This is a genomic window from Vannielia litorea, assembly GCF_900142295.1.
Taxonomy (GTDB): Bacteria; Pseudomonadota; Alphaproteobacteria; order Rhodobacterales; family Rhodobacteraceae; genus Vannielia; species Vannielia litorea.
Map to the genome: position 1 here is coordinate 223,335 of NZ_FSRL01000001.1, position 25,943 is coordinate 249,277.

Here is a 25,943-nt window from a genome sequence, read left to right on the forward strand (position 1 = left end):
TCAGTAAGAGGCGTTGGCGACGTCTTCGATCTTCTGGACCGCGGCGGCGATGGTCTCGTCCGAGGGATCCTGAAGGAACTTCTGGATCTGGATGCGGTACTCGTGCACCAGATCGCCCGGCAGCAGGTCGCCGAGCACGAACTGCACCTTGCTGGCCTGCGTGACTTCGCTGACCGCGCGCTGGACCACAGGGTCATAGATCGACGGGTCGACCGCGCTGGAGGGCGAGGCAAGGCCGTAGTCCGCCATGATCTGCGCCGCGTCCGCCGTCAGCATGTAACCCATGAAGGCATTGGCCGCCTCGGGGTTCTGCACGGTGGCGAGGACGTTGAACTCCTTGGCGTCGACCATGGACTGGTCGTCGTGGCCCAAGCCGAAGGCCGGGAACTGGACGATATCGAAGTCGGTGCCGGGCTCGAGCCCGTATTCCGCCTTGGCGCGGGTGTTCAGCCACATGCCGATCAGCATGTAACCGCTTTCCCCGGTCTTGAGCGTGGTGTCGGCCGAATCCGTCCAGACCGAGGCCAGCATGGTGTTGGCATCCGTGCAGCAATCGGCGTTCAGCATCTCGGCCATCTTCTCGAAGGCGGTGACCACCTCGGGGCTGGTCCAGGGCACCTCGTGTTTGGCGAGCTGGGTCATGAAGTCGGCCCCCGCGACGCGCAGCAGGGTGGATTCAAACCATTCTGCATGGGCCCAGATCTTGGCGGGGACCGAAATCGGGGTGATGCCCGCCGCGTTCAGGTCGTCGAATCCGGCGATGAAGTCTTCCCATGTCTCGGGCGGGGTGATGCCGGCCTTTTCGAGCGTGCCGGTGTTGTACCAGATCGCCGAGCGGTCGCCGAAGGTGTAGGTGACGCCGTAGTTGACGCCGTCGATGCTCGACAGCTCCTTCCAGCTGTCGGCCAGCAGGTCGGACCAGTTGTTCTCTTCCCAGGCCTCATCCACGGGAAGGATCATCCCGGCTTCGAGAAGCTCCTGCCGGAACGCCGGCCAGGTGTTGATCAGAAGGTCGGCCTGCTCCCCGCCCAGAAGGACGGTCCGGATGCCGCCGCGTGTATCGCCCGAGCTGGTGGGAACGATGTTGCGAAAGGTGACCTCGGGGTTCTTTTCGATGAAGTCGGCCTGAAGGGCCTCCATCATCTCGGCCTGGGAACCGGCCAGCCAGTTGATCATCACCAGCTCGCCCGAGACATCCTGCGCCTGCGCCGCGGTGAAGCCGAGGGGGCTGAGAATCGTGCCGGCGGCCAGCGCGCCGAGAATCGAGCGCCGTCCGACGCGTGAAGTCAGTTTGGGTGTCATTTTCTCTCCTCCGAGACGGCGAAACTCCGGCGCTGCGTCCTGCCGCCGCGTCCTTCTTCCTGCCGTCGGCATAACGTTATGACCAGAGGCCAAGGTCGTAAACTGTTTTTTATAGGTTTAAGACATTTCGCATGGAGAAAGTTCGAAAATCAAATATTTTCAGAGTTTTGCGGAGAGGGTTCGGTGCTCCGGGATGTCTCCGATCTCGAGCATCCGAGCCTCGAGCGCGGATTGCATCCGCTTGCGCAGGTCGGACTGCGCCGGGTCGTCCCAGAGGTTGTTCAACTCGAAGGGATCCGATTCGAGATCGAAGAGCTCCCACTCGGGCGGATCGCTCTTCAGCCCGGCCCCGGTGTGGCCGAGCCCGTCGTTGTACCAGTGGATGATCTTGTAGCGGTGATCGCGCAGCCCGTAATGCGCGAAGGCCTGATGGCTGTTGTCCCGGTGCATCCAGTAGCGGTGGTAGACGGACCGGGGCCAGTCCTCGGGCGCGGCGCCTTCGAGACAGGAACGGAAACTGCGGCCCTGCATGTAGCTGGGCACCGGCGCGCCGGCGTAGTCCAGCAGGGTGGGGGCGAAATCGACGTTGCAGACCATGTCGCGGCACACCCCGGGGGCAAGGGCCCGGGGATAGCGGATCAGGAAGGGCATGCGCAGCGATTCCTCGTACATGAACCGCTTGTCGAACCAGCCGTGCTCGCCGAGGAAGAAGCCTTGATCGGAGGTGTAGATGACGATGGTGTTGTCGGCCTGTCCCGTCGCCTCGAGATGATCGAGCAGACGCCCGACGCCCTCGTCCACCGAGGCGACGCATTGCAGGTAACGCTGAATGTAGCGCCGGTACTTGAACAGGGCGAGGTCCTGCTGCGTCTGAAAGGTGAAGACTTCGCCGGTGTTCACGTCGAAGAGGCGCAGGTCGCGGGGATCCTCGGGGTGGGGGACCTTGCGGCCCGGGCGGCCTTCGAAGTGGATCGCGCCCACCTCGGCGCCCCCCTCGGGCTGGGCAAGGCCCAGATCCTCGTATTCGAAATCGTCGCGCACCCGCATTCGGGCCTCGTGCGCGGCGCGGGACCGGGTGGCGTAGTCGTCGTCGAAGGTCTGCGGCACAGGGATGTCCACGTCGGCGTAGAGGTCGCGGAACTTGGGGTGCGGGGCGAAATTGCGGTGTGGCGCCTTGTGGTGGCACATCAGGAAGAAGGGGCGGTCGTCGTCCTGCCCCATCCAGTCCAGACACTTCTCGGTAATCAGGTCGGTGACGTAGCCGGGTTGGCGCGCACGGCCTTCAGGGCCGATGAACTCGGGGTCGAAGTAATCGCCCTGTCCGGGCAGCACGGACCAGTGGTCGAAGCCGGTCGGCTGATGATCGGGTCCTTCGCCCAGATGCCACTTGCCGATCATCGCGGTGCGATAGCCGGCCTGCTGCAGATGCTTGGCCAGGTGCGGGCGGCGGGAATCGAAGGGCGTGTTCAGCGTGGTGACACCGTTCACGTGGTTGTACTGGCCGGTCAGGATCGCCGCCCGGCTGGGCGTGCAGATCGAATTGGTGACAAAACAGTTGTCCAGCCGGATCCCGCCTTCCGCGATGCGGTCGATGTTGGGCGTGCGGTTGAGCACCGACCCGTAGGCCCCGATCGCCTGCGCGGCGTGGTCGTCGCACATGATGAAGAGAATGTTCGGGGCGCGGCGGCTGGTGGCGGGCATGTCGGGGTCCATCTGGCAGGGTGTCGGTCGGCGGGACGGGCCCGCCGCGACGACATTAGCTTTTTATGCATTAAATGCAATTACTGCGTCGCCGCGCCCTGCGAGGGGACGGTCAGGACAGAACGGCATGGTGGCAGGCCACGCCGCGCCTGTCCTCCAACCGGCGCAGCGGCGGGCTCTCGGCGTATTGCACAGATCGGGGCGTGATCGCAGTTCCCCTTTCCCCGGACGGATCTGTTTTGCGGGCACGGTGACAGGCATGCCGAGGGCAGTGTAGCCGTTGAGCGACCTGGCGCGCGAAGTCTCGAGCCATCAATGACTGACCAGGCAGTTTGACGCAGTTCATCTTGGCCTCGACCCGGCTTCGGCGGTGATATCCACTCCACCGACGCCAGAGAGCGCGTCCCAGGTACTTCGAAGCGCGCAGGGCTTCGTTGCGCGCCACGTCTCTGGCGCTCGGCCTCCCGTCACGGAAGCTGCAGGATAAGTCTGTCCGGGGAACGGGGAACCCCGGCCATCAGCTCTTTTGGGCAGCATAGTCGGCCTCTGCCATGTGCAGGGTCCCGAGCGGCGGCTTTCGCCGGAGATGCATCGGGCGCGGGCGCAGCGAGACTGCGATCATGTGTGGGCAGAGCGTTGGGCGCGTGCCTAGGAGAGGCGGTTGCCTGGCGCGGCCCGCCGGGTAGGGGGCGGCGGGCGCGATGGTGGCGGGCCCCCGGCGGGCGGTGCAAGGCGGTTGGGTCAGCTTCTGGAGCGTTCGAGCATTCCGAACAGGTCGCGCGGGTCGTCGGGGTCGGCCAGCATGTCGAGGCGCTGCGCGTAGTCGGTGCCCTGCACCTTGGCGTGGACGAAGCGGAGCGCCGAGAAATCCTCGATCGCGAAGCCGACGCTGTCGAAAAGGGTGATCTGCTTGTCGTCGCGGCGCCCGGCGGCCTCTCCGCGCATCACCTGCCACAGCTCGGTTACCGGGTGATCCGGGGCGAGCTGCTGGATCTCGCCTTCGATGCGGGTCTGCTCGGGGTATTCGACAAAGATGTCGGACCGCAGGAGGATATCGCGGTGCAGCTCGGTCTTGCCCGGGCAGTCGCCGCCGATGGCGTTGATGTGCTGCCCGGCTCCAACCATGTTGTCGGTCAGGATGGTGGCAAACTGCTTGTCGGCGGTGCAGGTGGTGATGATCTGGGCGCCCTCCACGGCCTCCTCGCCGGAGCGGCAGGAGACAACCTCGAAGCCCTGCGCCGTGAGGTTGCGCCGGGCCTTGCGCGTGGCCTCCGGGTCGATGTCGTAGAGCCGGAGCCTGTTGACGCCGAGGAGCGCGCGAAAGGCGAGCGCCTGGAACTCGCATTGCGCACCATTGCCGATCATCGCCATGACCTCGCTGTTCTGCGGGGCGAGGTAGCGGGCGACCAGCGCCGAGGTCGCGGCGGTGCGGAGGGCGGTCAGCACGGTCATCTCGGTGAGCAGCAGCGGGTAGCCGTTGGCGACCGACGAGAGGACCCCGAAGGCGGTGACGGTCTGGTAGCCCTCGCGCATGTTTCCGGGGTGGCCGTTCACGTATTTGAAGCCGTAGTTCTCGGCGTCGGCGGTGGGCATCAGTTCGATCACCCCTTCCGCCGAGTGGCTGGCCACGCGGGGGGTCTTGTCGAACTCCGGCCAGCGCTTGAAGTCCTCTTCGATGAAGCCCGCCAGCTCGGCGATGAAGGGCTCGACCCCGATGGCGTTGACGAGGCGCATCATGTTTTCGACCGAGACGAAGGGCACGTAGGCCAGGGGAGAGGGGGCGGGGCTTGTCATGCAGGTGGTCCTGTTTCGGAGGGGGGCGTCAGCCGTAGCTGCGGGTCAGGCGGTCGAGCACGCGCCGCCCCATGAGCGAGCCGGTCAGGTCGCAGAGCAGCTGGGCGGTGCGGCCGCGTTCGTCGAGGAAGGGGTTGAGCTCGACCAGCTCGAAAGAGGTGACGAGGCCGCTGTCGCAGAGGGTTTCCATGATCAGATGCGCCTCGCGGAAGGTCGCGCCGCCGGGGACGGTGGTGCCGACGGCGGGCGCGATCGAGGGATCAAGGAAGTCGACGTCGAAGCTGAGGTGGAGCAGGCCGTCGGCGGCGCGCACCCGGTCGAGAAACGCCCTGAGCGGCACCAGCACCCCGGTCTCGTCGATGGCGCGCATGTCGTGCACGTCGATCCCCAGCTCCGCGATCAGCCGGTGTTCGGCGGGATCGACCGAGCGGATGCCCATCATGCAGATGTTGGCCGGATCGACGGCGGCCTGCAGGGGCGGGTATCCCTCGAAGGGGCCCTGGCCGGTATAATAGGCCACCGGCGTGCCGTGCAGGTTGCCGCTCAGGGTGGTTTCGGTGGTGTGCAGGTCGGGGTGAGCATCGAGCCAGAGCACGAAGAGCGGGCGGCCCAGGGTTGCGGCATGGCGCGCGAAGCCGGGCACGGTGCCGGCGGCCATGGAGTGATCGCCGCCCATGAAGATGGGCAGGTCATAGGCCTGGGCAGCATCAAAGGCGCGGGCCTCCAGCGTCTCGATCCAGGCGCGGGTTTCGGGCAGGTGGTGGATGGCGGGATTGGCATGGGCCGACGGGTCTTGCGGAGCGATCCGGCAATCGCCGAGGTCGGTGACCTGCCAGCCCAGCTCCTCGATGGCGGCGGCGATCCCCGCCGTCCTGAGGCTGGCGGGCCCCATGAGGCATCCGGCCTGCGATGCGCCGGTTTCGACAGGGGCGCCGATCAGCGCGGCTGTGCGAGTCATGGCTGTATCCTTTTGCGTTTGCGCGGAGGATGCAGGAACGAGATGCGCGCCATAAGCAGCGATATTGACAGTTGGGATGGAAAAATCTTCCATAGTGACACATTGAATGAACAGTTTGGAAAGAACCTCGTGTCAGCCACCGACCGCACCCTGATCGCCGCCCTGCGCGCCGATGCCCGCCTTTCGATCACCGAACTGGCCGAACGTGCCGGGGTGTCCCGCGCGACGGCCAGGGCACGGCTGGATGCGCTGATGGCCGAGGGTCGCATCCGGCGTTTCACCATAGAGACGGATACCGACCTTGACGGGGCGGTTCGTGCGATCACGCTGATCGAGCTTCAGGGCAGCATGTCGCGAAAGGTCATCCGGGCGCTGTCGAACATCGCCGAAGTCTGGCGGATCCACAGCACCAACGGGGCCTGGGACCTGGTCGTGGAAGTAAGGACCGAAACGCTCCCGGACTTCGACCGGGTGCTGCGCGAGATCCGCGAGGTGCCCGGTGTTCTCAACAGCCAGAGCTCGATCCTGCTGTCACGGGTCAGCGGCTAGCAGGTGCGCGGGCCTGCGGGGGCAGGCGGCGCGGTTCAGGGGGTTCGGCGCGCGAGCCAGTCGAGGGTGGCCGAGAGCGCCGGCGGGCCCAGCACCTCGAACACCACGGTGGCGGCGATGGTCACGGTGAGCACGGGGCCGGCGAACTCCGGCAGGGTTTCGGCCGCCACCAGCGCCATGCCCACCGCCACCCCGGCTTGCGGCATCAGTGACGGCCCGTAGGCGTGGCGCTCGGGCGCGGGCACCCCGGAGAGCGCGGCGCCGAGTTCGCCCGCGAGGATCCGGGCGAGCACACGCAGGCCGAGATAGCCGAGGCCGACCCAGCCCAGAGTGACCAGAACGCCGAGGTCGAAGGAGGCCCCGGCCAGCAGGAAGAACAGCAGCATGAAGGGCCATTCGATGTGTTCGATCTCGTGGAAGGCGCGGTCGTGGTGGCGGGCGACATTGGCGATGATCGCCCCGGCGGTCATTCCGGCGACGAGGTAGGAGACCTCGAGCCAGAGCGCGACTCCGGCGGTGAGCATTACGATGCCGAGCGCCTCGGCCTGAAGCGGCTCGCCCGGCTTGAGGCGCCCGGTCAGCAGCGCGGCGGGCAGGCCCACGGCAAGGCCGAGCAGCACCGCTCCACCGATCTCGACCCCTGCCGCCGCCAGCGCGCTGACAGAGCCGCCGTCATGGCCCACCAGCGCGAGGCAGGCGCTGAACACCATGATGCCCCAGACATCGTCGATGGCGACGATGCCGCTGATGGTTTCGGTGAAGCCGGTCTTCACGCCCTTCTCCCGGAACACCTCGGCAATCGCCGCCGGGTCGGTTGCGGTGGCGATGGCGCCGAGCAGCAGGGCGAGGCGCGGGTCTACCCCGAGCGCGGTGAGGCCGGCCCAGGTGACGATCACGGTGAGGAGGGTGACGGTGAGCGAGATCACCAGGATCGGCCTGCCGTGGCGCCGCAGGTTCTCGCCGGTCAGCTCGCCGCCCAGAAGGAAGGCCACCATGGTGAGCGCCACCACCGAGACCAGCTCGAACCAGCCCGCCGCCTCCGCAGGCAGCAGCCGCAGGCCCGACTGGCCCACGGCGATGCCTAGCAGCAGGAGCATGGTCACGCGCGGCAGGCGGGTGAAGCGCCCGAGCGTATCGGCCAGCAGCCCGGCGAGAAAGAGCACGCCGAGCGTGATGAGAAAGCTTTCGTGTTCCACGCCCGCGGCGTCTCCCGGTCAGCGCAGAAGGCCGAGCTCGTCCATGTCCACCCCCAGCGGGCCGGAGAGCGCCTCGATCGAATCGTGCAGCAGCTCCAGCGCGTAGGCCGGGTTGTGGGCAAAGTTGCCGGGATCGGAGGTGACCAGCTTCCAGTTGTAGGCGGCCTTCAGCATTCGCGGCGACCAGGCGTTGTAGGCGATGGCCTTGCCTTCGGCCTCGTCGATCGCCCCGTCGCCATTGGCGTCGGCGAAGAAGTAGGGGTAGCGGTGGCCCTCGTAGAGGATCGGCACGCCGATCACCGTGGCGGCGTAGTCGCGGACCATGTCGAGCAGAAGCGCGGCGTTGGCGTCGATATCGGCCTTGATGCCCTTGGAGGTGTCGCCGCTGCCGTCATAGCTTTGCCGCGAGATCCGGATCGCCTCGGGCGCATCGCCCTGGTGGCAGGTCAGGCAGGGCTCGAAGGCCACCTCCAGCGTGTGCGGCTCGTGGCAGGAGTTGCAGGTCGAGACCGGGCGGGCGTGGAAGAACCGGCCGGAGTAGGCCTTGCCTTCGAAGTGAAAGCCCGCGCCGCCATAGCCGCCCAGCCAAGTGGCCCCGGCGGTGGCGTAATGCGGGTTGATGAAGGAAAGGTCCGGGTTGGGGGCATCCTCTTCGAGCCCGGTCACCTTGGCGGCCACGGTGCTGCCCGCGGTGCGGCCCTGGTGGCAGGTCAGGCAGGCCGCCTCAACGCCCTGCACCGGGTGCATCAGCCCGGAGGGAAAGGCCACCGCCTCGATCTCCGCAAGCCCGGCGTTGTGGCAGGTGCCGCAATCGACCACGCCGCCGGTGGGCACCGGCGTGGCGGGCAGCCCCGGCGCGCTGCCGTCGAGCCCGTGGAAGGCCCGAAAGCCCTCGCCCGCGTGGCAGACGGCGCAGACCGGCGCGATCTCCTCCTCCTCGTCCCAATGCCGGAACGCTTCTGCCGCCTGGTCGGCATGGGCCGAGCGATACCAGTTTGCGATCGCCTCGTTGTTGGCGATGTTGATCTGTTCGGGGTGGAACGGCCCCGACTTCGGCAGGACGTAGGGCACCTCTGCCTCCTCGGCGGGCTCGGTGCCGCTCTGGGTCGCGCCGGGCGCGACGGCAAGCGTGACGAAGCCGGCGACCATGAAGGAAAGAAGGACAAGGTAGGAAATGACGTTGCTGCGCATGGCTGCGTGGCTCCTTGCTTTGCGCGCGTCGTTTCCCTGAGAAAAACCATAGACACCCGGAGCGAATTGCGAAAGGTTCGTTTGCGCGCGACATGTGAAACTGGATGATCCATGCCCAACCTTGCGTCCTCCGCAGGGCTTATGCCGCGCTTTTCATCACCTCCCCGCTCCGGGTCCGAGGTGCCGGAGGAGATCACCGAAGAGGCCGGCGTGACCGGGCCGGAGGGGCCGGCGCTGCGAATCGTGCCGCTGGTCGAGGAGGGCGCGGTGGTGGCCCAGGGCGCGCCGCTTGCGCATCTGCGCGACCAGGAGGGCCTCTGCCTTGTCGCGCCGATGGCCGGGCGGGTGGCGCGGCTGCGGCTGCTGCCCGGGCGGCGGCTTTCGGAGATCGTGCTCTTCCGCGAGCCGGGGGGCGACCGGCACCGGCATGAGGCCAAGGGTGCCGAGGCCGACCCGCGCGGGCTGATGCAGCACGCCGGTCTCTGGCCGCTGCTGCGCCGCCGGCCCTTCGGGGGCATGCCCCCGCCCGGCGAGCGCCCCGCCGCGATCGTGGTGATGGCGGCCGACAGCCGGCCGCTCGCGCCCGATCCGCGGAGTGCGCTGGAGGGGCGCGAAGAGGCCTTCGGGCGCGGTCTGGCAGCACTCGCCGGTCTGACCGACGGGCCGGTGCATGTGGTGGCTGGCGCGGGGCCTGCGCTCCTCGAGCCCGGCCTTGCCGGCGGGCGGGTGCAGGCGGCACGCTGCGGTACGCGCCATCCGCAGGGGCTGGCCGGCTGGCAGGTGCATGGCCTTGCCCCGGCCCGTATCGAGGCCCCGGTCTGGGACATTCATGCCGAGGACGTGGCGACGCTGGGCGCCCTGCTGGAGACGGGGCTGGTGCCCGAAACCCGGCTCGTGCATGTCGCCGGGCCGGAGTTGCGCGAGAGCCGCCTGCTTTACACCCAGCCGGGGGCCGACCTGCGCGGCCTGACCCACCGCATCGCCCTGCCGGGCGGCCATGCGCTGCTTTCGGGCTCGCCGCTCTGCGGGCGTCCGGCGCATTGGCTCGGCGCGCGCGACCGGCAGGTGAGCGTGATGCCGCGCGAGGCCGGGCCCGCGCCTGTCCACTGGCTTCGCGCGGCGCTGACCCGCTCGGCCACGCCGCCGCCGGTGATCCCGACCGCCGCGCTCGACCAGGCCTTCGCCGGGGCTCTGCCGGCGGCTGCCCTGATCCGCGCCCTGACGGCGGGCGACGAGGACACCGCGATCGGGCTTGGCCTGCTCTCGCTGCTGGAGGAAGACCTTGCCCTGGCCGACTACATTCTCGGCGGCACCGCCCGGCTGCGCGCACTGCTGCGCGCCATGCTCGACCGGATCGAGACGGAGCGCGCCGCATGAGCCGGGGGCTGTGGGACAGGGAGACGGTTGCCCTGCTGCTGATCGCGGCCTGCCTGCCGCTGGCGGTGATCTGGCTTGGCTACGGCGGCACCGGGGCGGCGCTGCGGCTGGTTTCGGTGGGTCTGGTGCTCGCGGGCTGGCAGCTGGTGTTCCTCCTGGCCCGCGCCCAGCCGCCCTCGCTGGCCGCCGCCGTCACCGCTCTGGCCATCGCCATGCTGGCGCCCGAGGAGCTGGGCCCCCTCCGCATGGTGCTGGGCGTCAGCTTCGGCGTGGTGATGGGAGAGCTGGTGTTCGGTGGCTGGGGGCGCAACGTGGTGCATCCGGCGACGGTGGCGCTGGCCTTCCTGGGCTTCGGCTTTCCCGGCGTGGGCTGGCCCGAGATCCTGCTGCCGGTGGCCTGGGCCGCGATTCCGGCGGCCGCCCTCGGCATCGCGCTGGGCGTGATGCACTGGCCCGTCATCGCCGGTGCCGTACTGACCGGCGCCGTCACCACCCAGCTCGGCCACGTCCCCGCCGCGACACTTCCGGCGGCTGCGGTGGCGCTGGTGCTGCTCGTGGCCGACCCGGTGACCAGCGCCACCACGCCGCTCGGGCGCTGGCTCAACGGCGGGCTCTACGCGCTGATGCTCACCCTCTTCGCCAGCCATTGGGCGGGGGCGGCGCCGGTGCAGATCGCGGTGTCGGCGGCGCTCTTCGCGGCGCTCGCCGCCCCCTTGCTCGACGAAGCCGCCATCGCGCTCTGGCGCGCAAGGAGAAGGAGACGGCATGGCCAGCCCTGACCGAAACCCCTGGCGGCGCTTTCTGGCCCTGCCCAACACCAGCCGCACCAAGACGCTGGTGGTGGCCTTCCTGGTCTCGGCGATCTGCGCTGTCCTAGTGAGCGGGGCGACCGTGCTGCTGCGCCCGATCAAGGCGGCCAACCGCGCCGCCGAGGAGCAGGCCCGCATCGCCGCGCTGGTGCGGGGCGTGCCGGGCATGGCGGAGCTGCTGGAGCGCGCGGGCGGCACCCTGTCGACCGTGGTGATCGACCTCGACACCGGCCGCGCCGCCACCGGGGTCACCCCCGACACGCTGGAGGCCACCCTGGCCGATGCCGCCAACTGGACGGCGCTGGAGACGGGCGAGGACGTGGCCGGCATCGGCCACCGCCCGGATTTTGCGCAGATCTACCTGCTGCGCGAGGGCGAGACCGTCTCGCTGGTGCTGCTGCCGGTGGCCGGGCAGGGGTACAACGGGCAGATCGAGGCGATCCTTGCGCTGCGGGGCGACATGAACACCATCGCCGGGATCGCGGTGACCGGCCACGCCGAGACTCCCGGCCTCGGTGCGCGGATCGAGGAACCGGCCTGGCAGGCGGGCTGGCCCGGCAAGCTCTTGCGCGACGAGGCCGGCACGCTGCGCTTTGCCGTGGCGCGCGGTTCGGCCACCAGCATCCACGAGGTCGACGGCATCACCGGCGCGACCCGCACCAGCACCGCGATGACCCGGATGGTGCGCTTCTGGCTCGGGCCCAGGGGCTACGGCCCGCTGGTCGAGGCGATCCGGCGCGGGGAGTTCTGAGCCATGGCCGCCCGGTTCGACATCTGGTCCACCCTGACCGCGCCGCTGGTGCAGCAGAACCCGGTGACCCTGCAGATCCTCGGGATCTGCTCGGCCCTGGCCGTCACCACCTCGCTCGCCACGGCGCTCACCATGGCCGCCTCGCTGACCGTGGTGCTGACCCTCTCGGCGGGGATCATCAGCGGGATCCGGCGGCACATCCCCGACACGATCCGGCTGATCGTGCAGATCATCATCATCGCCTCGCTGGTCATCGTGATCGACCAGGTGCTGCAGGCCTGGTTCGCCGAGATCAGCCGGGCGCTCTCGGTCTTCGTGGGGCTCATCACCACCAACTGCCTCGTGCTGGGCCGGACCGAGGCCTTTGCCCGCCACAACCCGCCCCTTCCGGCGATGGTGGATGCCTTCGGAAACGGGCTGGGATACTCGCTGGTGCTTCTCGTCATCGGCGCGGCGCGCGAACTCTTCGGCAAGGGCGAGCTGATGGGGTGGCAGGTCTTTGCGCTGGCCGAGAACGGCGGCTGGTTCACCCCGCTCAGCCTGATGCTGCTGCCGCCTGCCGCCTTCTTCCTGCTCGGGCTGCTGGTCTGGGCGATCCGCACGGTGCAGCCCGAACAGGCGGAGGCGCCCGACCATGTCGCGCCGCTCGCGGGAGAGCCTGCGGAATGAGCGAGCTGTGGTCTCTCTTTCTCTCCGCGGCCTTCGTCGACAACATGCCGCTCGCGCTCTTTCTCGGGCTCTGCACCTTTCTCGCCCTGTCGAAACGGCCCGAAAGCGCCATCGGCCTCGGCGTGGCGATCACCGGGGTGATGGGGGTGACGGTGCCGCTGAACCAGCTCATCTACAGCCTGCTGCTGGCCCCCGGGGCCTGGGCCTGGGCCGGGCTGCCGGAGCTCGATCCCTCCTACCTCGCGCTCATCGCCTTCATCGGGGTCATCGCGGCCACGGTGCAGTTTCTCGAGATGCTGCTCGACCGGTTCTTTCCGGCGATCCACGCGGCCTTTGGCGTCTTCCTGCCGCTGCTGACGGTGCAATGTGCGATCCTTGCGGGCAGCCTCTTCATGGTGGAGCGCAGCTTCACCCTGCCCGAGGCGGCGTTCTTCGGGCTGGGCAGCGGCGCGGGCTTTGCGGTGGCGGTGGTGATGCTCAGCGCGGTACGGGCGCGGCTTGCCTATGCCGACCTGCCCGCCGGGTTGCGGGGCTTGGGCATCACCTTCGTGCTGGCCGGGCTGATGTCGCTCGGCTTTGCCGCCTTCGCGCAGATGGTGGCCGCGCAATGACCGAGATCGCGCTGGCCAGCCTGACCATCGTGCTGCTCGTCACAGGGCTGGCCCTCGGTCTGCTGGCGGCGCGGCGGCGGCTGATCCCGGAGGGCGGGGTGGAGGTGGTGGTGAACGGCGCCACCCGCCTGCACGCGGCGCGGGGCGCCCGGCTGCTGGCCGTGCTGCATGACGGGGGCATCCGTATTCCGGCGGCCTGCGGCGGCTCGGGCACCTGCGGGCTCTGCCGGGTGAAGGTGGAGGGCGCGGGCGCGGGCGAGGCGCAGGCCACCGAGCGCGGGGTGCTCTCGCCCCGCGAGCGGCGCAACCACCTGCGGCTGGCCTGCCAATGCAGCCTGCGCGGCGACTGCACCGTGGAGGTGCCCGACGACATCCTCTCCGCCGGCGGCGGGTTTACCTGCCGCGTCGCCTCCACCACCATGCTCGCCCCGCTCATCCGCGAGATCGCGCTGGAGCTGCCCGAGGGGCATGACACCGGCTTTCGCGCGGGCGACTTCATGCAGCTGACCGCGCCGCCCTACAGGATCGACTTCACCGACCTGGAGCTGCCCGAGCCGTTTCGCCCGGCCTGGGAGAGCGCCGGGTGGCGGCAGCTGGAGGCGCGCTCCGATGCGCCGGTCACCCGCGCCTACTCGCTCGCAACCCGGCCCGAGGATCGGGGCAAGGCGGTGTTCGACATCCGCCTTGCCGTGCCCCCGGCAGGCCGCGAGGGCGAGGTGCCCCCCGGTCGGGTCTCCTCCTGGCTCTTTTCGTTACAGCCCGGCGACGAGGTGCAGGCCTCCGGCCCCTTCGGCGACTTCCACGTCCAGCCCGGCGGGCGCGACATGGTCTTTGTCGGCGGTGGGGTGGGCATGGCGCCGCTGCGCGCGATGATCCACCAGCAGCTCGGGCAGGGCACCACGCGGCGGATGTTCTACTTCTACGGCGCCCGCAGCGCCGCCGACCTGTTCTACAGCGCGGAGTTCGACGCGCTGGACGCGGCGCATGACAATTTCAGCTGGACGCCCGCGCTGTCGGACCCGGCGCCGGGCGACCGATGGACCGGGGCCACCGGCTTCATCCACAATACCCTCTGGGACGCGATGCGCCGCCACCCGGCGCCGGAGGAGTGCGAATTCTACCTCTGCGGCCCGCCGGTGATGATCTCGGCGGTGCTGGCCACGCTGGAGCGGCTGGGCGTGGAGCCCGGCGCGATCTACCACGATGACTTCGGAGTCTGAGCGATGCGACATGGAGTGACACGACTGGACCTCGGAAAAGCGGGGCGGCCATGACCGAGGTGCTCCTTGCCATCGTCATCACGACCCTCGCCGCGGCGGGCATGGCGCTTGGGCTGATGCTGGGGCGCGGCCCGGCCAGGACGAGTTGCGGCGCCAGCGAATGTCTGCCCCGGGGCCGCTGCGACGAGTGCCCGATGCGCCGGCGGGAGGCAGGCTGATGGCGCAGTTTCCCGTGGCCTCGATCCTGCGCGCCGATGGCCCGACGCTCACGGCACCCATGCCGATCCGGCAGGCGGTGGCGCTGCTGGTGGAGGCCCGCGCCGCTGCCGCGCCGGTGCTGCGCGACGACGGCAAGCTGGCCGGCATCCTGAGCCAGAAGGACTGCTTCGGCCCCGCGCTCCACGCCAGCTACCACCAGGAGTGGGCGGGCCGGGTGGCCGACTACATGTCGGAGCGCGTGGTCACCCTCGATGCGGGGGATGACGTGGTGCGGGCCGCCGAGATGTTTCTGGCGCATCCGCATCGGGTGTTTCCGGTGCTGGAGGAGGGGCGGCTTGCGGGCATGCTCTACCGCTCCGACGTGCTGGCGCTGCTGGCGCGGATCGGATGAGCGGCCCGCCCGTTGCTGATGCAATCGTGAAGCCACGCAGGCCGGCCCTGCGCTAGGATCGGGGCGGAAGCGCGCATCAACCCGATGAAGGTGGGAAGATGCCGATAAAGTCGATCCTGATTGCCTCCGATCTCTCGGAGCGTTCCGACCGTGCGATCAAGCGCGGCCTGATGCTGGCCCGGAGCCTCGGCGCCGAGGCGACGCTGGGCTGCATCGTGGATGACGACATGCCCGAGGACATGGTGTCCGAGCGGGTGGAGCGCAGCGAGGCTCACCTCGAGGCGTCGATGAAGGAGCTTGGCGGGGGCCTGAGCTGCCAGGTGGCCGTGAGGGTCGGCGAGCCGGTGTCGCGGCTGGTCTCCCTGGTCAACGGAAAGCACCACGACCTCGTGGTGGTCGGCCGGCACCGCACGCGCGAGATGTTCGACGGCCTGCGGCGCACCACGGTCGAGAGCGTGGTCTCCCAGTCGTTGAAGCCGGTGTTGCTGGTTGCCGGGCCGGTGCACGGTCCTTACGAGCGGGTGCTGGCGCCGGTGGCCTTTTCGATGGCTTGCCGGAGCGCCGTTGCCCTGGCGCGGGAGGTCGCGCCGGGGGCCGGGGAGCGTGTGTTTCATGCCTGGATGGCACCCTTCGAGGGCCTGTCGCGGGGCGGAGACGACGGGCTGAAGAAGGCGGTGGAGCGGGAGATCCGGGAGCAGGCGCGCACCTGGGCCGCGGGCCTCGATCCGGCGCCGGAGGTAAAGCTGCGCCACGGCGGTGTGACGCCCCGGCTGGAGGCGGAGCTGCGGGCCTTCGTACCCGACCTGCTGGCGGTGGGGGCGAACACGCGGGCGCTGTCCTTCACCGGGGTCGGGGCCTTTACCTCGGAGCTGATCCGCCACCCGCCGACCGACCTGCTGATCAGCCGCGCGACCACGCCCTGAGCGCCCGGCATCCGGGCGGCCGGGAAACGCCTCAGGCGTCCGCGAAGGAGAGCTGCACCTTCACCGCGCCCGAGCGGTCGCCGGCCTGGGTGAAGGCCTCCACCGCGCGCTCCAGCGGGAAGCTGCCGGTGATGATCGGCGAAACGTCGATCCGCCCGGCCCCGATCAGCGCCACCGCCTCGGAGAACTCGCCGGCAAAGCGCTGGGTGCCGTGATAGGCGATTTCCTTGCCGACCAGCATGTTGAGCGGGATCGGCACGTCGCCCGACACGCCCACCTGAACCAGCCGCCCGCGCGGGCGCAGGCAGGTGATGGCGGTCTTGATCGCGGGGGCGGCGGCAGAACATTCGAAGGCCACGTCGAACTGGCCCTTGTTCTCGGCGTAGGGCTCCAGCGCGGCGGCGTCGGTGGCCACGTTGACGGTGCGGGTCGCGCCCATCCTGGCGGCCACGCCGAGGGTGAAATCCTGCAGATCGGTCACCACCACCTCCGCCGCGCCGGCCTCTGCGGCGGCAGCGGCGCAGAGCGCGCCGATGGGGCCCGCGCCGGTGACCAGCACCCGCTTGCCGGCGAGCTCGCCGGCCTGGTTGCGGGCGTGCAGGCACACCGCCAGCGGCTCGGCACAGGCGGCCTGCGCGAGGCTCACGCCGTCGCCCACCGGCACGCATTGCGCGGCGCTCACCACCATCCGGTCGCGGAACAGGCCCTGCTCGTGCGGCATCCGCATGGCCGAGCCGCTGAAGCGCATGGAGAGGCAATGGATCGGCAGGTCCTGCTGGCAGAAGCTGCAGCTGCCGCAGGGGCGGCTGGGGTTGATCGCCACCCGGTCGCCCTCGGCGAGGCCGCGCACGCCCGGACCCAGGGCCAGCACCGTGCCCGAGGCCTCATGGCCAAGGATGATCGGCTCGCGCACCCGGATCGGGCCGAAGCCGCCGTCCTGGTAGTAATGCAGGTCCGAGCCGCAGATGCCGCCCGCGGCCAGCGCCAGCAGCACCTCGCCGGGGCCGGGCGCGGCGAGGGGGGCGGTTTCGATCCGGATGTCGTTCTGGCCGTAGAGGCGGCAGACGCGGGTTTCCATGGGCGGCTCCTAGGGGATGAGGACCGAGGGCAGCCAGGTGGCGAGCGGCGGGATGTAGGTGACCGCCAGCAGCACGAGGATGTTGGTCAGCAGGAAGGGGAGGATTGCCACCACCACCGGCGCGAGCGGCAGCCGGGCGATGTTGGCACAGACGAAGAGGCACACGCCCACGGGCGGCGTGGTGAGGCCGATCATCAGGTTCAGAACCGCCACTGTGGCAAAGTGGATCGGGTCGATCCCCACCGCGTTGGAGAGCGCCAGCAGCGGCACGAAGAGGATGATCAGCGCGGCGATGGTCTCGAGGAACATGCCGACGAACAGCAGCAGCAGGTTGATCAGCAGCAGCACGAGGAACTTGTTGTCGGTGATCGAGAGCACGGCGTCGGCAATGGCCTGGGGGATCCGCTCGGAGACGAGGATCCAGCCGAAGACATTGGCGAAGCCCACCAGCGCAAGGATACCTGCGGCGGCCACGGCGCTGTCGACCACGATGCCGGGGACGATGCGCAGCGGCAGCTCGCGGTAGATGAAGGCCCCAACGAGGAAGGCATAGACCGAGGCCACAACGGCGGTTTCTGTCGGTGTTGCGAGGCCGGAGAGCAGGCCGTAGATGATGAGGAAGGTCATCGCCAGCGCCCAGATCGCCCCGCCGAAGCTGCGGGCGACCTCGCCGAAGCCCTGCCACGGCTGGTGCGGAAAGTTCTTGCGGCGGGAGATGATGTAGCATGTCACCATCATGGCGAGGCCCATCAGGATGCCGGGGATCGCGCCCGCCAGAAACATCTTGCCCACCGAGATGCCCGAGAGCGCGCCGACGATGATCATCGGCACCGAGGGCGGGATGATCGGGCCGACGGTGGAGGAGGCGGCGGTGACGGCGGCCGAAAAGTCGGCCGGGTAGCCCGCCTTCTTCATGCCGGGGATCATGACGCCCCCGATCGAGGCCGCATCGGCCACGGCGGTGCCGGTGATGCCGCCGAAGAGCATGGAGGCGGCGATGTTGGTCAGGCCCAGCCCGCCCCTGATCCAGCCCACCAGCGCATTGGCGAAGCGGATGATCCGCTCGGTGATGCCGCCGCGGTTCATCAGGTTGCCCGCAAGGATGAAGCCGGGGATCGAGAGCAGCACGAAGACATCCATGCCGGCATACATCTTCTGCGGCATGACCACGGGCGGGATGCCGGCGTACGCGAGGTAGGCCAGCGACGACAGGCCCAGGGTGATGGCCACGGGCACGCCCAGGGCGAGGCCGAGCACGAAAACGGTGAGGAGAATGGTCACGTCCATGAGGTCACTCCTCCTCGGCGGGTTTCACGGGGGTGCCGTCCTCGGCACCCGAGAGCATGGCGACGCAGCGCAGCAGCCCGAAGAGGGCGAGGCCGGCGAGCAGGATGAAGACGGTGAGATGCGCCCAGGTCATGCGGATGCCGAGGGCAGGGGCGGTCTGCATCTGGCCGATGGTCACGTATTTCCAGGCGTGGGGCAGCAGGTAGAGGGCGAGCGCGGCGGTGGCGGCGGCGGCGACAAGGCGCAGGATCCACGGCAACTTGCCGGGCAGCGACTCGCTGATGACATCCACGTTCACGAGGTCGCCGGTGCGCAGGCTGAGGCCCGCGCCGAAGGCCACGAGGTAGAGCAGGGCGAAGCGCGTCAGCTCTTCGGTCCAGACCGGCGACTGCCCGGTGCTGCGGCCCACGACCTGCACCAGCACGGTGACGATCAGCACCGCAAAGGCCAGCCCCGCGCCGAGGCGGGCGATCAGGGTGAGGAGGCGAACAAGGGTTTCGGCAAGGCGCATGGCGGAGGTCTCCGGACGGATGAAAGGTGGCCGGCGCGGGGGAGAACCACGCCGGCCCTGTGCCCGAGGGCGAGGTTACTCTGCGAAGAGCCCCTCGACGATCGGGCGGATCTCGTCGCTGACGTTCGACAGCACGGCATCCTTGGCCTTGGCGGCAAAGGCGGCGCCGTCGACCTCGACGAAGGTCATGCCGTTGGCCTCGAGCCAGGCGCGGTCATCGGCCACGCTCTGCTCGAACAGGCCACGCTCGTACTCCTGCGCCACGGCGGCGGCGGCCAGCACGGCCTCTTGGTCGGCTTCGGAGAGCTTGGCCCAGGTGCCTTCGGCGATGGTCAGGTAGATCCACGAGCGAACGTGCTCGGTGAGGTTCACGTGGCTCTGCACCTCGTTGAAGCTCGCCGAACGGATCAGCGCGAGCGGGTTCTCCTGCGCCTCGATGGTGCCGTTCTGGAGCGAGGTGAAGACTTCGGAGAAGGCCATCGGGCCGGGGGCGGCGCCGAGGGCGGACCACACGTCGATGAAGAGCGGCACGTTCGGCACGCGCATCTTCAGGCCGGCGAGATCGTCGGGCGTGGTGATCGGGCGGTTCGAGGTGAGGTTGCGCGGGCCGCGGGCAAAGTAGGCGATCGGGCGGATCTGCGCGGTGGCGATGATCTGGGCCTCGATCTGGTTGCCGATGTCACCGGAGGCGACCTCGTCCATGTGCTCGATCGACTTGTAGGCGTAGGGCACGGCCAGCAGGGCGGCCATCGGCGCCCAGTTCTGAAGGCTCTCGCCGGTGATCGTCATGTCGACGGTGCCGAGCTGCATGCCGTTGATCAGGTCGATCTCCTTGCCGAGGCTCTCGTTGGGGAAGACCTCGACCACGATGCGCCCGTCAGTGCGCGCGGCCAGCTCCTCGGCGAATTTCACCGAGGCGAGGTGCCAGGGGTTTTCCTCGTTGGCGAGGTGGCCGAGCTTCAGGGTCATCTCCTGAGCAAAGGCGGGCACGGCGGTCAGCGCGGCCATGGCCACGGCGAGAACCGGCTTTTTCCAGTTGAAAGTCATGCGTCTTTTCCTCCTTGCATGGGTGCATTGACCGGCTCGGGAATTTCCCCGTCCGGCACGTCGAAAAACTCTGGCCGCGCCGCCTGGATCTGCGGCAGGTCGATGAGGACCTCGCGCAGATGGGTGCGGACGGCGGCATTGGCGGCGCTCATGTCGCCCTGCTCGATGGCATCGACGATGGCGCGGTGCTGGCTCACCAGCTTGACCACCGGAAAATGGCCGAGCGACAGGAAGCGCACCCGGTCCATCTGCGATTTCAGCCCCTCGATCAGCCGCCACGCGCCGCGCTTTCCGGCGGCATCGGCGAGGGTGCGGTGGAACTGCTCGTCGAGCCCGATGAAATCCTGCGGGCTGCTGGAGGCCACCGCCTCCTGCGCCTCGAGCTGGGCGCGCAGCTCGGCGATCAGGGCCGGGTCGGGGCGCTGGGCGAGGATCCTGGCGATGTCGGCCTCGATGGCCTCGCGCAGGAAGCGCGCGTTCAGCACGTCGGAATAGCTGATCCGGGTCACGATGGTGCCGCGCTGGGGCAGCACGGCCAGAAGGCCCTCGCCGGCGAGCCGGATGAAGGCCTCGCGCACCGGCTGGCGGCTGACGCTCCAGCTTCGGGCGATCTCGGTCTCGGAGATGCGGTCGCCGGGGGAGAGGCGGTTGCGGATGATGGCGTCACGCAGATGCGCATAGATCTGCGGCGTGATCGGCGATGCCGGATCCAGCGCGGCGGATGTGATGCGGTTGTCCGTCATGATTCGGCCTCCTCCCGGCGCTTACCTACCATACTTCCATACTTCCATACTAGTCAGGATCGCACGGGTCTGATAGCTTGCCCCCGACAGACGACTCGGGAGGCTCCTTTCATGAAACAGACCTGGCGGTGGTTCGGCCCCCGTGACCTGGTATCCATCGACGACACGCTGCAGGCGGGGGTGCAGGGCATTGTCTCGGCGCTGCACCATTTGCCAACCGGCGCCGTCTGGACGCCCGAGGAAATCGCACAGCGGCAGCGCGAGATCGGCACCATGGCGGATGGCGCGCCCTCCGGCCTCGGCTGGGACGTGGTCGAGAGCCTGCCGGTCTCGGAAGACATCAAGAAACAGCAGGGCGACTGGCGCTCGCACATCGCCAACTACCGCACCAGCCTCGAGCACCTCGCGGAGGCGGGCATCGAGGTGATCTGCTACAACTTTATGCCGGTGCTGGACTGGACCCGCACCGACCTTGCCTGGCGGCTGCCCAACGGCGCCACCTGCATGCGCTTCGACCTCACCGACTTTGCCGCCTTCGACCTGCACATTCTCGCCCGCCTCGGCGCGGCGGAGGATTACGACGAGGCCCTGCGCAGCGCCGCCTCCAGGCGGTTTGCCGAGATGTCCGACGCCCGCAAGCAGCAACTCGCCAAGAACGTCGTCTTCGGCCTGCCCGGTGCGGCAGAGAACTTCTCGCTCGACGACGTGCGCGCGCATCTGGCCGAATACGCCGCGATGAGCGAAGAGACCCTGCGCAGGCATCTGCTCGACTTCCTTGCAGAGGTCGTGCCCACCGCCGAGCGCCTTGGCCTGCGGATGTGCTGCCACCCCGACGATCCGCCGGTGCCGCTGCTCGGCCTGCCGCGCATCATGTCGACCGAGGCGCATTACCGCGCGCTGGTGGAGGGCGTCGACAGCCCCGCCAACGGCATCACCCTGTGCTCCGGCTCGCTCGGCGCACGGCCCGACAACGACCTGCCGGGCATGATGGAGCGGCTGGGCGACCGGGTGCACTTTCTGCACCTGCGCAACGTGAAGCGCGAGACCGGAGAGATCCGCGGCGACTTCCACGAGGCTGAGCACCTGGGCGGCGACACCGACATGGTGGCGCTGGTCGAGGCCGCGCTGAAGGAAGAGGCCAAGCGAAAGGCCGCCGGTCGCGCCGACTGGAGCATTCCCTTCCGGCCTGATCACGGGCAGGACATTCTCGACGACCTTAAGCGCACCGCGCAGCCCGGCTACCCGGCGATCGGACGGCTCAAGGGGCTGGCCGAGCTGCGCGGCATCATCGCCGCGCTCGAACCCCGGATCAGCGCATGAGGCTCGCGGGCCCGGACGGCCTGCCGGATACAGTCGCGGGGCCCGGCTACACGCCCGCCGACCATGGCACCGGCATCGTCCACCTCGGTCTCGGGGCCTTTCACAAGGCGCACCAGGCCGCCGCGACCGATACGGCGCTGGCGGCGGGTGGTGACTGGCGCATCTGCGGCGTCAGCCTGCGCAGCCCCGAGCCCGCTGCGCAGCTTGGCCCGCAGAACGGGTTCTTCACCCTGATCGAACGCAGCGCCGAGGGCAGCCGCGCGCGGGTGATCGGCGCCATCGGGCAGGCGCTCTGCCTCGGGCCGGACCGGGCCGGGGTGCTGGCCGCGCTCACCGCACCCGCCACCCGCATCGTCAGCCTCACCGTCACCGAGAAGGGCTATGGCATCAGCCGCGCCACCGGCGGGGTGGACGAGGGCCACCCTGCCATCGCCCACGACCTCGCCACGCCCGAGGCCCCCATCGGCGTGGCCGGCCTGCTCGTCTGGGCGCTGAAGGCCCGCCGTGCGGCCGGTGTGTCGCCCTTCACCGTGCTGTGCTGCGACAACCTTCCCGAGAACGGCCGGCTCCTGCGCGGCCTGCTGGTGGATTTCGCCCGCCGGACTGCGCCCGAGATGGCCGGGTTCATCGCCGGGGAGGTCGCCTTTCCCTCCACCATGGTCGACCGCATCACGCCGGCCGCCACGCCCGAAACGCTGGCCGCCGCCGAGGAGATGACAGGCTTCCGCGACGAGGCGGCGGTGGAGACCGAGGCGTTCTCGCAATGGGTGATCGAGGATCGCTTTCCCACCGGGCGCCCGGCCTGGGAGGCGGCGGGCGCGATGTTCGTGGCCGACGTGAAGCCCTATGAGGAGATGAAGCTGCGCATGCTGAACGGCGCACATTCAATGCTGGCCTACGCGGGCTTTCTCGCCGGGCATCGCCATGTCTCGGACGTGATGCAGGATGCCCCGCTGGCCGCGCTGGTGCGCCGCCACCTGGCCGCCGCCGCCGCCACCCTGCCGCCGCTGGAGGGCGTGGACCTTGCGGCCTATGCCGAGGCGCTGGCCGCCCGCTTTGCCAACCCGCACCTGAAGCACGCCACCTACCAGATCGCGATGGACGGGACCGAGAAGCTGCCGCAGCGCCTTCTCGCGCCTGCGGCGGACGCATTGGCGGCGGGCCAGCCGCTTGGCCCCTACGCCTTCGCGCTGGCGGCCTGGATGCGCTATGCCATGGGCACCACGGAGGCGGGCGAGGCCTATGCCCTGCGCGATCCGCGGGAGGCCGAGGTGCAGGCCCGCGCCACCGGTGCGAGCGACACCGCGGAGATCGTCGAACGCCTGATGGCTCTCCCCGGCCTCATGCCGCCGGTGTTGCGCAACAACGCTGGGCTGCGCCGCGAGATCACCGCGCGGCTCGCCGCCATGCGCGACGGTGGCATGGCCGCCGCGATCCGGGCCGAGGCCGCCGGGCTGGCCTAATCAGGCCGCCGGCCGCTCCAGCACATGGGCCAGGGCCGGGTCGATCCCGATGGAGAGCTGCGCGCCGGGTTCGGGCGTGTCGGCCCCGGGATGCACCAGCAGAAGCACATCGCCGCCGGGCAGCTCGACATGGAGCAGGCTGTCGGCGCCGGTGTATTCCGAAGTGAGAAGCTGGCCGCTGAGGATCGCCTGATCTGGCGCGACGATCTGCAGGTGCTCGGGCCGCAGCCCGATCAGCGCACCCTCGGGCACCGGGCGCCCCAGCGCCGCCATCCGGTCGGCCACGGCCTCGGCCGCCACCAGGTTCATCTTGGGGCTGCCGATGAACTGCGCCACGAAGGCGTTGGCGGGCCGTTCGTAGAGCTCGCGCGGCGTGCCGACCTGCTCGATCCGCCCGTCGCGCAGCACCACGATCCGGTCGGCCAGCGTCATCGCCTCGATCTGGTCGTGGGTGACGTAGACCATCGTGTTGCCCAGCCGCCGGTGCAGTGCCGCGATCTCGGCCCGCATGTGCACGCGCAACTCGGCATCGAGGTTCGAGAGCGGCTCGTCGAACAGAAAGACCTGCGGCGAGGCCACGATGGCCCGGCCGATGGCGACCCGCTGGCGCTGCCCGCCCGAAAGCTCGCGGGGGTAGCGGTCGAGCAGGGCGCCGAGCTTGAGCACATCGGCGGCCTCGCCGACCTGCCGGGCGATATCGGCTGCAGGCACCTTCCGCACCTTCAGGCCGAAGCCCATGTTCTGCCGCACCGTGAGGTGGGGGTAGAGCGCGTAGGACTGGAACACCATCGCCACGCCGCGCCTTGCGGCCTGCACGTCGTTCATCCGCTGTCCGCCGATCATCAGGTCGCCGCCCGACACATCCTCGAGCCCCGCGATCATCCGCAGCAGGGTGGACTTGCCGCAGCCCGACGGGCCGACGAAGACGACGAATTCGCCCTCCTCCACGTCGAGGCTGACACCGCGGATCACGTCGGTCTTGCCGAAGGACTTGGTGAGGTTTCTGAGAGTGAGGCTGCTCATGGTTCAGGCCTTTCGGGTGGCGGTGGGCATCAGCCCTTCACGCCGGACATTGCGAAGCTTTCGATGATCTGCCGCTGGGCGATCAGGTAGACGATCAGGATCGGCACCACCGCCAGCGAGGTCGCTGCGAGTTGCAGGTGCCAGAGCGGTGCGCCGTAGGGATCGGTGAAGTTCGACAGCGCCAGCGGCAGGGTGAAGTTGGAGAGGCTGGAGACAAAGACCAGCGGCTCGAGAAAGAGGTTCCACGAGAAGAGGAAGGTGATGATCGCGACGGCGGCGAGGGCAGGGCGCGACATCGGCAGGGCGATCTTCCACCAGATGCCCAGGCGCGAGAGCCCGTCCATCTTGCCCGCCTCCTCCAGCTCCTTGGGCAGCGAGACAAAGTATTGCCGCATCAGGAAGGTTGCCATCACCCCGTGCGGGCCGAAGACCGGCAGCAGGATGAGGGGCACGTGGGTGTCCATCACGCCGAGCCACTTCATCAGGAAGAAGTTGGGCAGGATCGTCACCTCCTCGGGCACCATCAGCGCCGAGACCAGAAAGAGCATCAGCAGCCCGGCCCCGGCAAAGCGCATCCGTGCCAGCGCGTAGCCGGCGAGCGACGACAGCACGAGGGTGATGACCGTGACCGTGCAGGCGATGTAGATCGAGTTGAAATACTGCCGCGCGAAGGGCTGGTAGGTGAAGACCTCGAGGTAGTTGCCCCAGCGCCAGGTGTCGGGGATCAGGCTGAGCTGGCCGAAGATCTCGGTGGCCGACTTGAAGCCCGAGGAGATCATCCACAGGAACGGAAAGACGAAGGGCACCGCCACCACGCCGAGCGAGAGCGCCCAGCAGATCCGGGTGACGGTGCGGCTCTGGCTGCGGGTGAGGGCCATCAGGAGGAGCCTTTCTGCCGCAGCAGCAGCTGCACGATGGTGAGCGCCAGCACGATGACGAACATGATGATCGCCAGCGCCGCGGCATAGCCGATGTTGAAGAACTCGAAGGCCTGTTCGTAGATGTAATAGGCCAGCACCAGCGTGCCGTTCTCGGGGCCGCCGCCTGTCATCAGGTAGATGTGGTCGAAGACCTTGAAGGAGCCGATGGTGGTGATGACCATGATGATGAGCGTGGTCGGCGCCAGCAGCGGCCAGGTGACCATGCGGAAGATCTGCCAGCCGTTCGCGCCCTCGAGGCGGGCGGCCTCCTCGTAGTCGCGCGGCACGGCCTGCAGGGCGGCGATGTAGAGGATCATGTTGAGCCCGACCATCTTGATGACGCGGGTGACGATCACGGCAAACATCGCCCAGTTGGGCTCGCGCAGCCAGTTGGGGCCGTCGATGCCGATGGTGGCGAGCATCTGGTTGACCGCGCCGGCCTCGCCCTGCAGCAGGAACTTCCAGACGATGGCCCAGGCCACGGCGGAGGTGATGACGGGGGCAAAGAAGACGGTGCGAAAGAACACCACGCCCCGGCCCGGCCGGCAGAGCGCCATGGCCAGCGCGAGGGCCAGGGCCATGTTCAGCGGCACGAGCCCTGCGGCGAAGATCACCGAGTTGCGGATGACATGCCAGAAATCGGGGTTGTCGCGCAGGGCGTTGGTGTAATTGGCCAGCCCGACATAGGTGCTCTTCTGGCTCAGCAGGTTCCACTCGGTGAGCGAGTAGAAGACGACGGCAATGAGCGGGCCGAGAAAGAAGATCAGAAAGCCGATGAGGGTGGGGCTGACGAAGAGCCAGCCCTCGATCGCCTCGCGCCGGCGGAGGGTGAGCCACGGCGCGCGGGGTTTGCGCGCCGTGGTCTCGGAGGTTTGGGTCACGGCCATCTA

The 25,943-nt window shown here is 69.0% G+C and carries 26 protein-coding genes and 1 pseudogene; 12 read left to right on the top strand and 15 right to left on the bottom strand.

Annotation, left to right across the window (positions count from 1 at the left end; translation table 11 throughout):
- The 5 genes and pseudogenes from BUR94_RS01160 to rocF all read right to left on the bottom strand — a co-directional run bounded on the left by BUR94_RS01160 (position 1) and on the right by rocF (position 5,755).
- Positions 1 to 1,302 (bottom strand): ABC transporter substrate-binding protein, encoded by a 1,302-nt coding sequence (locus tag BUR94_RS01160; protein WP_074254443.1) that lies wholly within the window; start codon positions 1,300 to 1,302, stop codon positions 1 to 3.
- Between the two features lie 159 nt (positions 1,303 to 1,461).
- Complete coding sequence (locus BUR94_RS01165) at positions 1,462 to 3,003, bottom strand: sulfatase family protein (RefSeq protein ID WP_074257522.1); 1,542 nt, start codon at positions 3,001 to 3,003, stop codon at positions 1,462 to 1,464.
- Positions 3,004 to 3,246: 243 nt separating this feature from the next.
- Positions 3,247 to 3,460, bottom strand: a pseudogene (locus BUR94_RS01170) (IS5/IS1182 family transposase); the annotation flags it as partial.
- Between the two features lie 284 nt (positions 3,461 to 3,744).
- Positions 3,745 to 4,797, bottom strand: a complete 1,053-nt coding sequence (locus BUR94_RS01175; protein ID WP_074254444.1) for an ornithine cyclodeaminase — start codon at positions 4,795 to 4,797, stop codon at positions 3,745 to 3,747.
- 28 nt (positions 4,798 to 4,825) lie between these two features.
- Positions 4,826 to 5,755, bottom strand: coding sequence for an arginase (gene rocF, locus BUR94_RS01180; RefSeq protein WP_074254445.1), 930 nt, complete (start codon positions 5,753 to 5,755; stop codon positions 4,826 to 4,828).
- 129 nt (positions 5,756 to 5,884) lie between these two features.
- On the opposite strand from rocF, the gene BUR94_RS01185 reads away from it, so the two are divergent.
- Positions 5,885 to 6,304 (top strand): Lrp/AsnC family transcriptional regulator, encoded by a 420-nt coding sequence (locus tag BUR94_RS01185; RefSeq protein WP_245794322.1) that lies wholly within the window; start codon positions 5,885 to 5,887, stop codon positions 6,302 to 6,304.
- 35 nt (positions 6,305 to 6,339) lie between these two features.
- Here BUR94_RS01185 and BUR94_RS01190 read toward each other — a convergent pair whose 3' ends face one another.
- Complete coding sequence (locus tag BUR94_RS01190) at positions 6,340 to 7,500, bottom strand: cation:proton antiporter (RefSeq protein ID WP_074254447.1); 1,161 nt, start codon at positions 7,498 to 7,500, stop codon at positions 6,340 to 6,342.
- Between the two features lie 18 nt (positions 7,501 to 7,518).
- Complete coding sequence (locus BUR94_RS01195; protein WP_074254448.1) at positions 7,519 to 8,691, bottom strand: cytochrome C; 1,173 nt, start codon at positions 8,689 to 8,691, stop codon at positions 7,519 to 7,521.
- Positions 8,692 to 8,802: 111 nt separating this feature from the next.
- Between BUR94_RS01195 and BUR94_RS01200 the strand changes: the two genes are divergently transcribed.
- From BUR94_RS01200 to BUR94_RS01235, 9 genes are all read left to right on the top strand, one after another.
- Positions 8,803 to 10,068: a Na(+)-translocating NADH-quinone reductase subunit A gene (locus BUR94_RS01200; RefSeq protein ID WP_084192869.1), complete on the top strand. Its 1,266-nt coding sequence runs from the start codon at positions 8,803 to 8,805 to the stop codon at positions 10,066 to 10,068.
- The gene (locus BUR94_RS01205) at positions 10,065 to 10,847 is read left to right on the top strand and encodes an RnfABCDGE type electron transport complex subunit D (protein ID WP_074254450.1); all 783 of its coding nucleotides are present in this window, start codon (positions 10,065 to 10,067) and stop codon (positions 10,845 to 10,847) included. The genes BUR94_RS01200 and BUR94_RS01205 overlap by 4 nt, the downstream gene beginning before the upstream one ends.
- Positions 10,834 to 11,628, top strand: coding sequence for an FMN-binding protein (locus tag BUR94_RS01210; RefSeq protein ID WP_074254451.1), 795 nt, complete (start codon positions 10,834 to 10,836; stop codon positions 11,626 to 11,628). The genes BUR94_RS01205 and BUR94_RS01210 overlap by 14 nt, the downstream gene beginning before the upstream one ends.
- Positions 11,629 to 11,631: 3 nt before the next feature.
- Positions 11,632 to 12,297 carry an NADH:ubiquinone reductase (Na(+)-transporting) subunit D gene (locus tag BUR94_RS01215; protein WP_074254452.1) on the top strand — a complete coding sequence of 222 codons (666 nt, stop codon included), beginning with the start codon at positions 11,632 to 11,634 and terminating at the stop codon, positions 12,295 to 12,297.
- Complete coding sequence (gene nqrE / locus BUR94_RS01220; RefSeq protein ID WP_074254453.1) at positions 12,294 to 12,908, top strand: NADH:ubiquinone reductase (Na(+)-transporting) subunit E; 615 nt, start codon at positions 12,294 to 12,296, stop codon at positions 12,906 to 12,908. The genes BUR94_RS01215 and nqrE overlap by 4 nt, the downstream gene beginning before the upstream one ends.
- Positions 12,905 to 14,128, top strand: coding sequence for an NADH:ubiquinone reductase (Na(+)-transporting) subunit F (nqrF, locus tag BUR94_RS01225; RefSeq protein ID WP_074254454.1), 1,224 nt, complete (start codon positions 12,905 to 12,907; stop codon positions 14,126 to 14,128). The genes nqrE and nqrF overlap by 4 nt, the downstream gene beginning before the upstream one ends.
- 50 nt (positions 14,129 to 14,178) lie before the next feature.
- Positions 14,179 to 14,346 carry a hypothetical protein gene (locus tag BUR94_RS20570; RefSeq protein ID WP_175570404.1) on the top strand — a complete coding sequence of 56 codons (168 nt, stop codon included), beginning with the start codon at positions 14,179 to 14,181 and terminating at the stop codon, positions 14,344 to 14,346.
- On the top strand, positions 14,346 to 14,738 hold the full coding sequence (locus BUR94_RS01230) for a CBS domain-containing protein (RefSeq protein ID WP_074254455.1): 393 nt from the start codon (positions 14,346 to 14,348) through the stop codon (positions 14,736 to 14,738). The genes BUR94_RS20570 and BUR94_RS01230 overlap by 1 nt, the downstream gene beginning before the upstream one ends.
- 98 nt (positions 14,739 to 14,836) lie before the next feature.
- The gene (locus BUR94_RS01235) at positions 14,837 to 15,661 is read left to right on the top strand and encodes a universal stress protein (protein ID WP_074254456.1); all 825 of its coding nucleotides are present in this window, start codon (positions 14,837 to 14,839) and stop codon (positions 15,659 to 15,661) included.
- Positions 15,662 to 15,692: 31 nt separating this feature from the next.
- On the opposite strand, the gene BUR94_RS01240 is transcribed toward BUR94_RS01235, so the two are convergent.
- The 5 genes from BUR94_RS01240 to BUR94_RS01260 all read right to left on the bottom strand — a co-directional run bounded on the left by BUR94_RS01240 (position 15,693) and on the right by BUR94_RS01260 (position 20,327).
- Positions 15,693 to 16,739 (bottom strand): L-idonate 5-dehydrogenase, encoded by a 1,047-nt coding sequence (locus tag BUR94_RS01240; RefSeq protein WP_074254457.1) that lies wholly within the window; start codon positions 16,737 to 16,739, stop codon positions 15,693 to 15,695.
- 9 nt (positions 16,740 to 16,748) lie between these two features.
- Positions 16,749 to 18,026, bottom strand: a complete 1,278-nt coding sequence (locus BUR94_RS01245) for a TRAP transporter large permease (RefSeq protein WP_074254458.1) — start codon at positions 18,024 to 18,026, stop codon at positions 16,749 to 16,751.
- A gap of 4 nt (positions 18,027 to 18,030) precedes the next feature.
- Positions 18,031 to 18,537, bottom strand: coding sequence for a TRAP transporter small permease (locus tag BUR94_RS01250; protein ID WP_074254459.1), 507 nt, complete (start codon positions 18,535 to 18,537; stop codon positions 18,031 to 18,033).
- A 75-nt stretch (positions 18,538 to 18,612) separates the two neighbouring features.
- Positions 18,613 to 19,584, bottom strand: a complete 972-nt coding sequence (locus BUR94_RS01255; RefSeq protein ID WP_074254460.1) for a TRAP transporter substrate-binding protein — start codon at positions 19,582 to 19,584, stop codon at positions 18,613 to 18,615.
- Positions 19,581 to 20,327, bottom strand: a complete 747-nt coding sequence (locus BUR94_RS01260) for a GntR family transcriptional regulator (protein WP_074254461.1) — start codon at positions 20,325 to 20,327, stop codon at positions 19,581 to 19,583. Before BUR94_RS01260 ends, BUR94_RS01255 begins: the two co-directional genes overlap by 4 nt.
- Positions 20,328 to 20,438: 111 nt before the next feature.
- Here BUR94_RS01260 and uxuA point away from each other — a divergent pair, with 111 nt between their 5' ends.
- Complete coding sequence (gene uxuA / locus BUR94_RS01265) at positions 20,439 to 21,647, top strand: mannonate dehydratase (protein ID WP_074254462.1); 1,209 nt, start codon at positions 20,439 to 20,441, stop codon at positions 21,645 to 21,647.
- Complete coding sequence (locus BUR94_RS01270; RefSeq protein WP_074254463.1) at positions 21,644 to 23,110, top strand: mannitol dehydrogenase family protein; 1,467 nt, start codon at positions 21,644 to 21,646, stop codon at positions 23,108 to 23,110. Before uxuA ends, BUR94_RS01270 begins: the two co-directional genes overlap by 4 nt.
- Here BUR94_RS01270 and BUR94_RS01275 read toward each other — a convergent pair whose 3' ends face one another.
- Genes BUR94_RS01275 through BUR94_RS01285 form a run of 3 tightly spaced genes read right to left on the bottom strand, consistent with a single transcriptional unit; the run spans position 23,111 to position 25,940 of the window.
- A complete protein-coding gene (locus BUR94_RS01275; RefSeq protein ID WP_074254464.1) occupies positions 23,111 to 24,133 on the bottom strand; it encodes an ABC transporter ATP-binding protein in 1,023 nt (340 codons plus the stop codon).
- A 29-nt stretch (positions 24,134 to 24,162) separates the two neighbouring features.
- Positions 24,163 to 25,011, bottom strand: coding sequence for a carbohydrate ABC transporter permease (locus BUR94_RS01280; protein WP_074254465.1), 849 nt, complete (start codon positions 25,009 to 25,011; stop codon positions 24,163 to 24,165).
- Positions 25,011 to 25,940, bottom strand: a complete 930-nt coding sequence (locus BUR94_RS01285; RefSeq protein ID WP_074254466.1) for a carbohydrate ABC transporter permease — start codon at positions 25,938 to 25,940, stop codon at positions 25,011 to 25,013. The genes BUR94_RS01280 and BUR94_RS01285 overlap by 1 nt, the downstream gene beginning before the upstream one ends.
- Positions 25,941 to 25,943: the final 3 nt, after the last annotated feature.

What these genes read in the sequence shown, in the direction of transcription:
- BUR94_RS01200 (WP_084192869.1), top strand. Translation starts at nt 8,803, where the DNA reads ATGCCCAACCTTGCGTCCTCCGCAGGGCTTATGCCGCGCTTTTCATCA.
- BUR94_RS20570 (WP_175570404.1), top strand. Translation starts at nt 14,179, where the DNA reads ATGACCGAGGTGCTCCTTGCCATCGTCATCACGACCCTCGCCGCGGCG.
- uxuA (WP_074254462.1), top strand. Translation starts at nt 20,439, where the DNA reads ATGAAACAGACCTGGCGGTGGTTCGGCCCCCGTGACCTGGTATCCATC.
- nqrE (WP_074254453.1), top strand. Translation starts at nt 12,294, where the DNA reads ATGAGCGAGCTGTGGTCTCTCTTTCTCTCCGCGGCCTTCGTCGACAAC.
- BUR94_RS01255 (WP_074254460.1), bottom strand. Translation starts at nt 19,584, where the DNA reads ATGACTTTCAACTGGAAAAAGCCGGTTCTCGCCGTGGCCATGGCCGCG.
- BUR94_RS01270 (WP_074254463.1), top strand. Translation starts at nt 21,644, where the DNA reads ATGAGGCTCGCGGGCCCGGACGGCCTGCCGGATACAGTCGCGGGGCCC.
- BUR94_RS01195 (WP_074254448.1), bottom strand. Translation starts at nt 8,691, where the DNA reads ATGCGCAGCAACGTCATTTCCTACCTTGTCCTTCTTTCCTTCATGGTC.
- BUR94_RS01175 (WP_074254444.1), bottom strand. Translation starts at nt 4,797, where the DNA reads ATGACAAGCCCCGCCCCCTCTCCCCTGGCCTACGTGCCCTTCGTCTCG.
- BUR94_RS01250 (WP_074254459.1), bottom strand. Translation starts at nt 18,537, where the DNA reads ATGCGCCTTGCCGAAACCCTTGTTCGCCTCCTCACCCTGATCGCCCGC.
- BUR94_RS01235 (WP_074254456.1), top strand. Translation starts at nt 14,837, where the DNA reads ATGCCGATAAAGTCGATCCTGATTGCCTCCGATCTCTCGGAGCGTTCC.
- BUR94_RS01230 (WP_074254455.1), top strand. Translation starts at nt 14,346, where the DNA reads ATGGCGCAGTTTCCCGTGGCCTCGATCCTGCGCGCCGATGGCCCGACG.
- BUR94_RS01210 (WP_074254451.1), top strand. Translation starts at nt 10,834, where the DNA reads ATGGCCAGCCCTGACCGAAACCCCTGGCGGCGCTTTCTGGCCCTGCCC.
- BUR94_RS01285 (WP_074254466.1), bottom strand. Translation starts at nt 25,940, where the DNA reads ATGGCCGTGACCCAAACCTCCGAGACCACGGCGCGCAAACCCCGCGCG.
- BUR94_RS01205 (WP_074254450.1), top strand. Translation starts at nt 10,065, where the DNA reads ATGAGCCGGGGGCTGTGGGACAGGGAGACGGTTGCCCTGCTGCTGATC.
- BUR94_RS01160 (WP_074254443.1), bottom strand. Translation starts at nt 1,302, where the DNA reads ATGACACCCAAACTGACTTCACGCGTCGGACGGCGCTCGATTCTCGGC.
- BUR94_RS01260 (WP_074254461.1), bottom strand. Translation starts at nt 20,327, where the DNA reads ATGACGGACAACCGCATCACATCCGCCGCGCTGGATCCGGCATCGCCG.
- BUR94_RS01215 (WP_074254452.1), top strand. Translation starts at nt 11,632, where the DNA reads ATGGCCGCCCGGTTCGACATCTGGTCCACCCTGACCGCGCCGCTGGTG.
- BUR94_RS01245 (WP_074254458.1), bottom strand. Translation starts at nt 18,026, where the DNA reads ATGGACGTGACCATTCTCCTCACCGTTTTCGTGCTCGGCCTCGCCCTG.
- rocF (WP_074254445.1), bottom strand. Translation starts at nt 5,755, where the DNA reads ATGACTCGCACAGCCGCGCTGATCGGCGCCCCTGTCGAAACCGGCGCA.
- nqrF (WP_074254454.1), top strand. Translation starts at nt 12,905, where the DNA reads ATGACCGAGATCGCGCTGGCCAGCCTGACCATCGTGCTGCTCGTCACA.
- BUR94_RS01280 (WP_074254465.1), bottom strand. Translation starts at nt 25,011, where the DNA reads ATGGCCCTCACCCGCAGCCAGAGCCGCACCGTCACCCGGATCTGCTGG.
- BUR94_RS01240 (WP_074254457.1), bottom strand. Translation starts at nt 16,739, where the DNA reads ATGGAAACCCGCGTCTGCCGCCTCTACGGCCAGAACGACATCCGGATC.
- BUR94_RS01165 (WP_074257522.1), bottom strand. Translation starts at nt 3,003, where the DNA reads ATGCCCGCCACCAGCCGCCGCGCCCCGAACATTCTCTTCATCATGTGC.
- BUR94_RS01275 (WP_074254464.1), bottom strand. Translation starts at nt 24,133, where the DNA reads ATGAGCAGCCTCACTCTCAGAAACCTCACCAAGTCCTTCGGCAAGACC.